Here is a 12,816-nt window from a genome sequence, read left to right on the forward strand (position 1 = left end):
ATATAAGTGCAAAAATGAAAATAAAAGCCAAAATATAAAAAATTAAATAAAAGAAAAAATATTAAACGCAAAATATAAAAAATATTAAGTAATTTACAATTAATAATACACAAGGGGGAGCTAAATATGCCAGGACGTAATGTCGTCATCGTCGATGCTCTTAGAACACCTATTGGTAAAGCTCATAGAGGAGCTCTAAGTCATATAAGGCCTGATGAATTAGGTTTTCTGGTCATTGATGCCCTTTATAAACGTTTACCAAAATTTAAAGTCCTTACTGTCGATGATATAATTGTCGGCTGCGCTACACCAGAAGCTGAACAAGGGTTTAATTTAGCACGCATGCTAGCTTTAAGGTCTCCATTAGGTACAAAGGTTCCAGGTATGGTTGTTAATCGCTTTTGTGCCTCGGGGTTGCAAGCAATTGCAGATGGTGTTCGTTCCATCGCTATGAAAGAAAATGATATAGTCTTAGCAATGGGTATCGAAAGTATGAGCCATATCCCTATGGGTGGTCATCATTTACGACCAAATCCATATGTATCAAAAAATTATCCAGAAGCGTTTTTAAATATGGGCCTTACCGCAGAAAATGTGGCAGAAAAATATAATATATCACGCAAAGAACAAGATTTTTTTGCAAATGCAAGTCATGAAAAAGCTGGACAAGCTACGAAAAAAGGTTACTTTAGTGATGAAATAATCCCCATAAATATTACGAATCATCCTAAAAAACAAAATAACCAGCAAATATATCTCGATCGTGATGAAGGTATCCGTTTTACGACAGATATTGAAAAATTAGCAGCTCTTAAACCAGCATTTAAAAAAGATGGCAGTGTCACAGCTGGTAATTCTTCACAGATAAGTGATGGTGCTGCAGCAGTACTCTTGGTAGCTGAGGAAACAGCAAAAAAGTATCAATTACCGATTTTAGCTAAATGTTGCGGTTTTAAACAATGCGGCCTCAAACCAGAGATCATGGGTATGGGTCCTGTATTAGCTATCCCTCGTTTATTAAAAAGCTTAGATATAAAAATAGAGCAAATAGAGCATTTGGAAATAAATGAAGCTTTTGCCGCACAAATACTAGCTGTGATAAAAAAGCTGGACCTTGATCCAAAAAAAATCAATCCGTACGGGGGCGCAATTGCTCTAGGTCACCCTTTAGGATGTTCCGGCGTACGTCTTGTTGTAACATTACTCCACGCGCTTAAAAGGGAAAATAAACGCTATGGACTGGTATCATTATGTGCTGCTTTAGGTATGGGTATTGCTGGTCTCTTTGAACGTTATCATTAAACTAGTATTACCATGGAGGTGCAAGTGTACATGAAAGGCAAAGGATCTTTTTTGCTTGAAAATCATCCTAATAGAAATGACGAAATTTTCATACCAGAAGATTTTAGTGATGAACAAAAGATGATGTCCCAAGCGACGAAGGATTTTGTCAATAAACATGTTTTGCCATCTTTAGGCGAGATTGAAAAAAACCCGCTTTTACATTCCAAAAAATTACTTCAGAAAGCTGGAGAAAAAGGTCTATTATCGGCAGAAATCCCCAAAAAGTATGGTGGGCTTGGTTTAGATAAAATGAGTTCAACCCTCATTGTGGAAAATATGGCACTTGCACGTTCATTTTGCCTCTCTCATGGCGCACATGTAGGTATTGGTACATTACCTATTGTTTATTTTGGTAATGAAGGCCAAAAGAAAAAATATTTACCTGCCTTAGCTAAAGGTGAAACAATCGCCGCATATGCACTAACAGAATCAAATGCTGGTTCAGATGCCCTCTCTGCAAAAACGATAGCTTATACTGAAGACAACGGCAAATATTACCGCTTATCTGGAGAAAAACAATGGATTACTAACGGTGGCTTTGCCGACCTATATACCGTATATGCACAAATAAATGGTGAACATTTTACCGCATTTTTAATAGATAAAAACACAAAAGGCATCAAACGCGGCCCAGAAGAAAAAAAACTCGGCCTATCAGGATCATCTACATGCAGCTTATTTCTTGATGAAGCACGTATCCCAGCTCAAAATATCTTAGGTATAATTGGTAAAGGACATGAAATAGCGCTAAACATCTTAAATATTGGACGTTATAAATTAGCCGCAGGTGCTTTAGGGACAATGAAACAAGCACTTCAACTGGCTTTAAATCATGCTAAAACACGAAAACAATTCGGAACACAAATTATTAACTTCAACCTTATACAAGAAAAAATCGCTTTTATGTGTATGCACATCTACGCTGTTGAAAGTATGGTATATGGCTTAGCTGGAAACATGGAACATAATTTAGCGAATATACAAAAAAACATTGTCCATTCATTACAAGCATTAGCTATCGAATGTTCTGCAGCAAAAATCTTTGCTACAGAATCGCTTGATCATGTCGTAGATGAAAGTTTACAAATTCATGGTGGCTATGGTTTCATGAATGAATATGAAATATCCACTTTATACCGCGATGCACGCATTAACCGTATCTTTGAGGGCACGAATGAAATAAATCGTTTGTTAATGCCTAGTATGTTGTTAAAACAAATAAAAAATAACAAGAATATTTGGGAAATAGATGAAAAAACTTTACTAAATAAAATTTTACATTGGAAATATCCAAACGAAAACTTAACCCCAGCACAACAATGGCACCATCACCTCACAGGCGCTAGAAATGCTTTTGTCTTAGTAAGCGGTCATATCATTAAAAAATATGGAAATAATTTAGCAAAAGAACAAGAAATACTTAGAGATATAGCGGATATGATGATAATAATATTCGTTTTAGAAAACGTCTATCTACGCACAAAACAAGTTTTAGAAAAATATCATCATAAAAATAATGAATTTTATATTAAAATTACCATATTAATATTGCATTATCTATTAAATAAGTTTATTATTTATGGAGAGCATTCATTATGTTCATCGTTAGAAGGAGAAGAATTACACACATATCTATCTTTATTCAAAAGGCTAATCAAATTAAAACCTGTTAATAGTGTTCATATTTGTAGAGATATAACTTCTTATATCATAAATAACAAACAAAACATATTTTGTCATAATTAATAAATAAAAACATAATTAACAAAAAGCATTAAAAAATAAGCATACCTAGCATCAACCATAAATAAAAAAATCTATTTTTGGCAAGAAAAATAGCGGACTAAAAAATACACAGCATACCTATTATCCTTAAAACCAAGCCACCAGTAAACCTTATTACTTAATAACAACAACATAAAAAGCAAATTAATTCTACGTCTACTTACAAATACTAAATACACATCAATGCTTATATCTTGATCAATGGATTTTGAATTTCATTTGATAAATTAAATATTTGAAATTAGAATTCGAAAAAAGAAAAAAAACAACTCTAAACAATACAGTTTTTCTTTTTTGGTTTTAGTTTTTATTTCAATTTTATTTTTTATCTGCTTTTTATCTATTTTTTCTTGTTAATAAAAAAAGCTAATACAAAAATGTAGGTCGTGTACTAAAGAATATGTAAAATTTTTGCTAAATAATCAATAGTTAGTATAAATTATATGTTTAAACATTTTATATGAAATATAATAAATTTTTCAAAAAATATTTTCATCATGTTTTATCATCAAAAAATCATGATATTATTTAAAAATCAGTAAAGGAGTTATATAGCATATGTCAAGTGTGGCACAAGAAAATCAAGCAAGTTCTCAAAATCAAGAGAATCAAAATAATAAGACTTACCAAGAATTAAAAAGCATGGAGAAAGAAGAACACGGGAATAACACTAGATACCAAAACAGTACCATCAGCAAGAAGGGAAGTGAGATTGAAACACATGGTCATTTACCTGATACCGCTACTGACTATGGGATGATGATTGCAGCAGGTGTCGGTATAGTGGTCATTGCCATAGCAGCGCTAATATTTATTCGCATGCGTAAGAAAAAACAAGAAGAAAATGATTATAAACAAGATGATAATCACGACAATAGGGATCAGGAGTAATTTAAGAAGCTAAATAACCTAAAACCTCATAATCGTAAAGAAGCTTGTATTAAGCAACAATTTTAGATATATATAACATACTATACAATAAATTATCAATGCATATTTAACATGATAAATGTTATGCTAATAGCACATCATGAAAAAAGATTTACAACTTACGAACTAACTACAAACTTAAAATCTAAAACAACATGAATAGATCAACTACGAGAAGGGATTGAGGTATATGAAAAAAAACCTTAACATGAAAAAACAAATTAATATAATTTTAGTATCAGCTCTTGGTTTAGGAATGCTAAGTATGTCTTTAACACCGATTAAAGCAGACGCAAACGCGGGAGGAGCTGCAGCTGGTGCAGCTGCTGGCGGAGCACAAATGGCCCCTCCTCCTCCTCCTGGTCCTGGTCCTGGTGGTCCTGGTGGTCCTGGCGGTCCTCCTCCTGGTGGCGGAAATGAAGAAAAAGAAAGTAGTAGTAAGTCAACGAAAGAAACAAAAGAAGAGAACACCAAAAAAGGTAAAAAAGGTGGCATGATGCACGAAAAAACCGAGAAAACCGAAAAAATGGATGGCCCCCCAGGAGAAGACCCTAATGCAGATAAAGGAATGAAAGATAAGACAAAAGGTGGTACTTTACCTAAAACAGCCTCAGATTCTGGTAATTTAATCGTTGTAGGTTCCTTATTAGCATTAGCTGGTGGTGCAGCTGCTGTATATAGCCGCAAACGCAAAGAAAGTTACTCTTCTATCAACTAAAGAGACATATTTTAAAATCCCAGATATTTTATAGCTGGGATTATTTTTTATGCTAATTTTATTCATTTGTCTTTTTGTTATTTTTTTATTTTTTTTATTTTTTTATTTTTTTATTTATCAATTTTTATTTTTCTAAGATTTTATATATTTATAAAAAATATATAAAATCTATAGGAAAATAATTTCAATGTCTAATGTAAAATTTATATATTTAAATAATAATTTAAGATATATAACAAATAATATCTATTAAGATAAAATAACTTGTTCAATTTCTGCTACCTTTTGTTGAATCTCATTTTCAAGAGATGCAGGAACAGGTACTTCAGTATCTAGACCATGAGGAAAATAATGCATGGCAAACAAAGGACATCCTAAGACAATTTTCGCCTTAGGATGTTCTATCTTTGGTGTACCTAATACGTGTCCACCTAAACGTAAGTAATATCTAAGGCCTTGATCATCAATATATTCTTTGTCATAAATAACATGATCATAATCCCACGTCCACCTGACAAAATTAATCCCAAGCATCAATTTTTCTAATTGAGCAAAGTTTTTTTGTACTTTATAAGTTTTAGAATTCTCAAAAATCAATTTTTACTCCCCCACATTTAACGTAAATAGACGTTACTATTTTTTACCCTCATGTATTTAAGTTTTTACACTCATGTATTTAAGACTCCCATAAAGAAGATAGACATTTTTCTAAATCTTCAATTAAACGCTGTCCCTCATCATTCGTTATTAAACCTGCACGTACAGCAAAATGTACTTCTTTAGAAAAGCCAAACATATTTGTATCCAAGACTTCTTCATACAAAGGACATCTTGGTAACGTAAGGTGTTTTATCTGCACTTCGATTAATTTCTTGATTTTCTCCGCATCTTCGTTAAGTATTTGCAAAGCTTGCTCTCGATACTTAATAATCTGAGGTGCCGCCGTAGTCACCAACCCCTTGAAATAATATAATGCGCTAATTGTAAGTTATAAATTAACATAAACTAGCAATAAATCTAAAAAATACTTAAGCCATGCTCTTTCGATAAATCTTCTAAAAGTGACCAACCACCTAAGCTATTACCTTTAGAATCAAGGGAAGGACCAAAAACACCGATACCCATCTTCATTGGTACCGAAGCTAATACACCGCCAGAAACACCGCTTTTAGCAGGTATACCAACACGCATAGCAAACTCACCTGAAGCATTATACATACCACAAGTTACCATAAATGTTTTGACCAATCGAGCCAATGATTCAGGAAACAAAGATCGCCCTGTTATATCCAATCCATAACGAGCTAAACAAAGACCCATACGTGATAGATCGTGACAATCTACTTGAACTGAGCATTGACGTAAATAAAGTTCTAACGTAGCATCAACATCATCTATTAAGTTTAATTCTTTTAAAAGATGTGCTAAAGCCCTGTTACGATGAGCATGAGCCTGCTCTGATTGATATACAGATTCTAAACAATCAATCTTGTCATTCGCAGCCATCGCCCGAACAAGTTTTAAAAAACGATCTAACCTTTCTGCTACAGTATTACCCTTGATAAGAGAACAGACCACCATAGCGCCTGCATTTATCATTGGATTTAAAGGTTTACGTGTAGACATAACTTCCATTTTATAAATAGAATTAAACGGATCTCCAGTAGGTTCCATACCCACTTTAGAAAAAACTTCATTTTCACCCGCATCTGATAAAGCTAAAATTAAAGATACCACCTTGGAAATACTTTGCAAAGTAAAAGGTATCTTTGAGTCGCCTGCTGCATATTTACGCCCATCAGCCATAATAATTGCTATACCTAAAGAACGAAGATCTTGTTCTTTAAGAAGAGGGATATAATTGACCATTTCACCGTTCTCACAAACAGAACGATGGTTCTCAATTAGCTTCTGTAAAAAAATTGTTTGGATCACATCTATCGTACCCCTCATGATTTTTTATATCAATTTATAAATCCTGAAAATAAAGCATAGGCAATTAAATACAAAAAAAATTAAAACTAGGCAATAAAAAAGTCAGCAATAAAACAGTAAGCATAAATATACAAAACAATAACATTGTAAACCTAAAATAACATTACACCCTAAATCATACATCATCCTTTAATAGCGTCTTATAACGCAAAGAAGCACAAGAACAATGCCATTTAGGACCCTGAATAAGACGCTGTAAACTCTTTGTCAAAACATCAGACATCGTTCTAGCTTCTTTGTAAAAGATATCACGCAGATCGTCATGTTCCCAATCTTCACCTATACCTTCAGCATTATTAACAATCATATATACACCTGCATAACAAGCACCTATTTCACGCGCTAAATAAGCTTCAGGCAATAAACTTTGGCCGACAATATCAGCACCTAGTTGACCATAAGCTCTAATTTCCGCACGACTTTCAAAATGCTTACCCTCAGTATTTAAATAAACGCCTTGTTCATGTAAACGTCTATCTGTACCCTTAATAACATCACAAACAGCACCTGCTAAATGATGCTTCAAACAAGGACATAAAGGATCACGCATCACCAACAAATACGGTAAGTCTAAAGTAATATGTTTACGCGTGGAAAAATCGATATAATCATCAGGTAAAACAAAATCACGCAAAGCAAAAGTAGGATGCATCGCACCTACGCCACCTTCAGACAAAATATACCTTACACCAACTTCCTTAAGAAGCCAAAAAAGTTGTTGTGAAGCTAACCCACGATCAACACCTGTACGCCATCCATGCATACGAAACATGATAACAATTTGCTGATCCATTTTGAAAATGGTAAAACAAGGACTTTCACCATATGGTGTTTGCACAGTTTCCGCATGAACCAATGTCTCCATATTTTCAAGCGATACGGGCCAAGAAAGGGAAAAAGTACTAGATCCACCAATAATAGCATGTGTAATTGTATAGGGAAATAGCAAAAAAATATCCTCCAAATCAACTGCTTGTAGAATTAATAGCATATTTTAATATAAACAAACACCAATATCTTTTCTAAAAAAAAATAAATACAAACAATAATTTTTTTTAATAAAACTAGCTCCCTACGCATCATCATAGCAAATGACTTGTTAATATGCCAACATCTATGCTTTTAGTATAAAAATAATTTTTATTGAAAAAAACAAATTTATTTAACTTTAAATTAAACAACCAATAAACACACAAAAAACCCAATAGATTTTAGTGCATGCAATTAGGCTTAAACTCCCTTTAAAATTTTTTTTTGGTCAAGCTCCAAAAAAATAACCACTAAAAAACGCAAGAACAAAATAACATCTGTAGAAAATAAAAACAAAATTTTAATTTAAATAAAAACCATAAAATTTAAATAAAAATATAAGGCATCATACCTAGAAATTTAAAATAAAAATAAATTAAATGAATTAAAAAGAAACATAATCGCTAAATAGAAGAAATTAAAATGATAATGAATTAAAAATAAAAGTAAGAAAAAACAAATAATAAAGCCATAAAAATAAACACAATAAATATTAAACGATATAATCAAAATACCTAAGATAAATTTTATTTATATTTAAATCTTGATTTAAATTAAGCTTTAAATATAAATAAAATCCAAAATAATTTATAATCAATAAAATAATTATAATTTATGGACTTGGCCATGGATACTAATATCTCCAGTTCGTACAGATTATTGGTATTTATTGTTAATTTTAATTTTTTTAAGACATATAAATACTAATTTTTTAATTATTGAAATATCTGTAATTTTAGATAAAAATGTATATATTTTATTAATAATTTTAGGTTCATAATAAAAAATAAGTTCAAAAGTATTTTATCTCTTTCTAATGTTGTTAGTGCCTTCGATTAGGTCCTTAAACTCTTTACATTGGTTCTTGAACAAGTTATATAAATATTAAAGAACAAATATAAAATATAAGATAAAAATGTTTTTTTGACTATTAGCCAATAATAATAATAATAATAATATATGTTTATATTGATAATTGAAATTAATCATCAATATAAACATCCCTATTCTGCGTTATGGAAATTAATATTTAGCTTAGAAATATATAAGCTAAGAAAGGTGAATAACAAATTGTCCCAACCTAATATTCCAAATATTACACCCTTAATTAACTTAAATAGATCAGACGCTCTTAAACTAATGATTGCATCCATAGCAATGGAGGAATTAGGACTTAGCCACATTTAAATCATTCTCCGTGTAGATATATATACCACTGTTATATCTACACCATTACACAATACTTAATGGATGAAGAAAATGAACGTTAAACAACTTAAAGAGGTCCTAAAACTTGTATATATTCTTGATGTGGCTAAAAATATATATGTGGTACAAGTAACTAACGCATCCATTAGTATTTTAAATATCAAAAATATACAACGAATTCTCTGGTGTTTGAAGCTGTTAACAACAACTACATGGCTAAAGAGGATAGGTTAAGCTATAAACAATACATTAACGTAAAATTTATAGTCTAACTGGAAAGCCGTATGTATTGCAAAATGCTTGTACGGTTTGGGAGGGGCAAAAAAGCTACCTCGTATTATTAATACCGAAGGTGAAGGGCGACACGTTATTGGCTAAATAAATTTATAAAACCAATCATTTTATATATATTTTATATAAAAGAGAACTAAAACGTTTAATCCAAAAAACCTGCCTGCAACTAAAAATGCCGGAAGCCAGGTAATACATGAACAAATGTATAGGATGGAAAATCATCTATGGCAAGAACAAAAATTAAGTAAAAAATACTAGCTTATTTTCACCTAAGCAAAGATAATGATAATTAATTAAAAAAAATAAAAAAATAAATAAGAAATAGACTAAAACACTTATATCGCCCGAAAACTAATCCAAAAGATAGTTTAATAGCACATTGAATGTAATAAAAAATATGGATAATAACTATCTTGGTGTTTAAATTATATTATTCAATAATAATATATATTAAATCAACTATAAAACAAATAAAAAATAATAACAAATAAAAAATAAAAAAATATTTAATTAATTATAATTTTACTTAAAAAATTTTCATGCCTAAAGATGAACATATAACATAAAACGCTTTGGAACGTGGTAAGCAGCAAAGCTGTGAAAGCAACATCATCTGATAAAGGATCGTATTGAAAAATACAGCATAAATAGATGTTTTAAAAAACGCCGTATGAAATGAAGTGCGACACGTTCTTAGCTAAAAACTAAGCATATCTATATATGAACTAAATGATTAATCGCATAGACTTTAACACCTGTTTACAAAAAAAATTATATATTTGTAAAAAGCCAGGTTAAAAAGAAGCAAAAGATCTTCAAGGCAAGAGGATTGTTAAGAAACCATACCTTAGCAGTTTTAACAAAGAAGCAAACGTAAAGGTTACGGCTTTAGGAAGTATTGTAAAAACAAAGTTCATTAAGTTAAACAATAAACAACAAACTTCTATACCTATAGCTTCTGCCTAAAAAAATCAAAGAGAAAAAATCATTTGGAACGTGGAAATCAAAGAACAAAAAATTTGAGAGAGTGAAAATCATCATACCTAGTAAGTGCTTAAAACACACGAAGGAATAGATTTTCCATAATTTATAAATATAAAATTATTAAATAAATAAAAATATAAACAATTAAACATATAAAAAATTAATGAAATATAAACAATATAAAAAACTAAGTAAAAAATTTTAATAATTTTATAAAAAATAAATTATGACATGCCATGTGAGGCGAAAACCTCACGCATGGTATAACAGCAAAAAATGCTGATAGTTTCATGTATGGTGTAAAGCAAGAAAAAAGAAATATTGCGATAAACTACAATATATTCTCGGTACATTAACAGGCATTACGAATCCAAACAAACCATCCATACAAGATTTAATAATCATAAACCAAAACATCAAAAATAAAATGCAAGCAATCGCAGCACAAGAATCATCTATATCTCATCAACTAGAAACAGCATTAGATGAACTCAACAAATTATCATCAGGTCCAGATGGCCCACCAGGACCCACAGGGTCGCAAGGTCCACCGGGACCACAAGGGCCTCAAGGACCTCAAGGTCCAGAAGCACCTGGTATACCTTTAAGTGCAAAAAGTAGAAATATAGTAACATACCAAAGCACACTAGGACCAACTGGTCCAACAGGACCTCAAGGACCAACTGGGTCAACAGGAGCAATGGGACCCACAGGCTTTCAAGGAAATCCAGGACCTACAGGACCCCAAGGTGTAACAATTACAGGAAAACAAGGGCCTCAAGGAGTTCAAGGGCCTCAAGGAGTTCAAGGGCCTCAAGGGCCTCAAGGCGAAACAGGACCAACAGAATCAGGAACGACCGGACCAACTGGTCCAACAGGTGCAACTGGTGCACAGGGAATTGGCCTTACAGGAAACACAGGACCTAATGGTGCCACAGGACTTGTTATAACCACAGGGCCAACAGGTCCTAATGGTATAACTGGAATAACAGGCGCTAGAGGTGCTACTGGAGTTACTGGTGATGATAGCAATAATAGTTTTATAAATATTTATAGTAGCAATTATCGTACAACTAACATTCAAATGAATAATTTTTTCATATTAAGCATTAATAATTCAATAAGCCTAACTTTAACACCTAATATAACTATATCATCAGACAAAACAACACTAACACTTACTAAAACAGGAATATATACGGTTTGGTTTGGCTTAGCCTTCGTTAGAGCATCTAATCCAAATATATTCAATTTAAAACTTTCTGTCATCCAATTACTAGTAAATGGATCTCCTTATACTGGTGGTACCCTTTATAATTCATTAAATGGTTTAACATATGATAATCCCGATTATACGGGCGCTAGTGCTATATCAATGACAAAAGTTTTAATTCCAGCCACAAATAATACTACCTTAAAATTCCAAGGATTATTAAGCCAATATACAGCAGCATTAGCAACCCCACAAGCACTGGGCTGGGAATTATCAGTCCAACAAATAGGATAGTGGATATTCAAAATATTTTAGCAAAGGATTTAAACTAATGAGTATATTAATTGGCCCTACAGGCAACACAGGTCCCACAGGTAATACAGGTTTACCTGGCGGACCTCCCGGTATAACAGGTCCAACAGGCCCAAGTAGTTTAGGTATAACAGGTCCTCAAGGTCCTGAAGGTAACCAAGGACCTCAAGGTCCCATAGGTGTAACAGGACCAACAGGTAATACAGGAGCTACTGGTATTGAAGGTTTATCTATTACAGGACAAATAGGATTAACGGGTAATCCAGGCATAGATGGTTTAATAGGTAATACAGGAATTACAGGACCTACAGGATTTTTAATAACAATCACTGGACCAACAGGACCCCAAGGGCCTCAAGGTAATACAGGGATTGGCGCAACAGGAACTCAAGGTCCTATAGGAAATACTGGTATTGGTCCTACAGGTTCTCAAGGCGTCCAAGGGATACAAGGACCCCAAGGGATACAAGGTATACAAGGTAACACAGGTACACAATTATTATCTAAAGAAATTGCTTATTTTGCATACTTTATTACCAACAGTACTTTAGGGCCAACCAACGCAACTATACCTTTTAATTATCAAGTCAATTTAAGCACTAGTATATCATTGATTAATTCCACAACAATTCAATTACAACCAGGGGTTTATATATTTAATTATGGAGTAAACGTCTATCTTTATAATAACAACTATATGCCTAGTAGAATAAAAATTAATGCAACAACTGGTAGTGTGATCGAATATCCCGCTACACAATACCCACTAACATCCTTATCTTATAATGCCAATACAAGTACCTTTTATCTAGGAAATGGTTGGGTATGGAAATCTGGTGAATTTTCAGGAAATATATCGACATTAACTAATATTACAGCCTCAACAGGAAGCCCTACAACACAACCCACTATCTCTGACCCTGCTATTCAAGCTGTGCTACCATACAGTCCCATACAAGCATGTTTGGCTATTAGGAAAATAGGTTAATATCTTTTTTATTAT

At 32.4% G+C, this 12,816-nt stretch carries 11 protein-coding genes; 7 read left to right on the top strand and 4 right to left on the bottom strand.

Going from position 1 to position 12,816, the window contains the following annotated elements:
- Positions 1 to 126: 126 nt before the first annotated feature.
- The 4 genes from VS182_RS01180 to VS182_RS01195 all read left to right on the top strand — a co-directional run bounded on the left by VS182_RS01180 (position 127) and on the right by VS182_RS01195 (position 4,777).
- Positions 127 to 1,302: a thiolase family protein gene (locus VS182_RS01180; RefSeq protein WP_479484725.1), complete on the top strand. Its 1,176-nt coding sequence runs from the start codon at positions 127 to 129 to the stop codon at positions 1,300 to 1,302.
- Between the two features lie 30 nt (positions 1,303 to 1,332).
- Positions 1,333 to 3,090 (top strand): acyl-CoA dehydrogenase family protein, encoded by a 1,758-nt coding sequence (locus tag VS182_RS01185; RefSeq protein WP_479488762.1) that lies wholly within the window; start codon positions 1,333 to 1,335, stop codon positions 3,088 to 3,090.
- Positions 3,091 to 3,687: 597 nt separating this feature from the next.
- Entirely contained in the window at positions 3,688 to 4,020 is a 333-nt protein-coding gene (locus tag VS182_RS01190) for a FeoB-associated Cys-rich membrane protein (protein WP_479488763.1), read from the top strand.
- 229 nt (positions 4,021 to 4,249) lie between these two features.
- Positions 4,250 to 4,777 (top strand): LPXTG cell wall anchor domain-containing protein, encoded by a 528-nt coding sequence (locus tag VS182_RS01195; protein WP_479492642.1) that lies wholly within the window; start codon positions 4,250 to 4,252, stop codon positions 4,775 to 4,777.
- Between the two features lie 249 nt (positions 4,778 to 5,026).
- Here the strand turns inward: VS182_RS01195 and VS182_RS01200 are convergent, their stop codons facing one another.
- From VS182_RS01200 to VS182_RS01215, 4 genes are all read right to left on the bottom strand, one after another.
- On the bottom strand, positions 5,027 to 5,374 hold the full coding sequence (locus VS182_RS01200) for a YugN family protein (protein WP_479484729.1): 348 nt from the start codon (positions 5,372 to 5,374) through the stop codon (positions 5,027 to 5,029).
- 79 nt (positions 5,375 to 5,453) lie between these two features.
- A complete protein-coding gene (locus tag VS182_RS01205; protein ID WP_479485108.1) occupies positions 5,454 to 5,708 on the bottom strand; it encodes an Fpa/YlaN family protein in 255 nt (84 codons plus the stop codon).
- A gap of 86 nt (positions 5,709 to 5,794) precedes the next feature.
- Entirely contained in the window at positions 5,795 to 6,712 is a 918-nt protein-coding gene (gene glsA / locus VS182_RS01210; RefSeq protein ID WP_479484730.1) for a glutaminase A, read from the bottom strand.
- 175 nt (positions 6,713 to 6,887) lie between these two features.
- Positions 6,888 to 7,763, bottom strand: coding sequence for an MTAP family purine nucleoside phosphorylase (locus VS182_RS01215; RefSeq protein ID WP_479492643.1), 876 nt, complete (start codon positions 7,761 to 7,763; stop codon positions 6,888 to 6,890).
- 1,298 nt (positions 7,764 to 9,061) lie between these two features.
- On the opposite strand from VS182_RS01215, the gene VS182_RS01220 reads away from it, so the two are divergent.
- The 3 genes from VS182_RS01220 (at position 9,062) to VS182_RS01230 (ending at position 12,801) form a co-directional block, all read left to right on the top strand.
- Entirely contained in the window at positions 9,062 to 9,244 is a 183-nt protein-coding gene (locus tag VS182_RS01220; RefSeq protein WP_479488765.1) for a hypothetical protein, read from the top strand.
- A 1,429-nt stretch (positions 9,245 to 10,673) separates the two neighbouring features.
- Positions 10,674 to 11,795: a hypothetical protein gene (locus VS182_RS01225; RefSeq protein ID WP_479492775.1), complete on the top strand. Its 1,122-nt coding sequence runs from the start codon at positions 10,674 to 10,676 to the stop codon at positions 11,793 to 11,795.
- A 37-nt stretch (positions 11,796 to 11,832) separates the two neighbouring features.
- Entirely contained in the window at positions 11,833 to 12,801 is a 969-nt protein-coding gene (locus VS182_RS01230; protein ID WP_479492644.1) for a hypothetical protein, read from the top strand.
- The last annotated feature ends 15 nt before the right edge of the window (positions 12,802 to 12,816 follow it).

Source organism: Pasteuria ramosa (assembly GCF_056496785.1).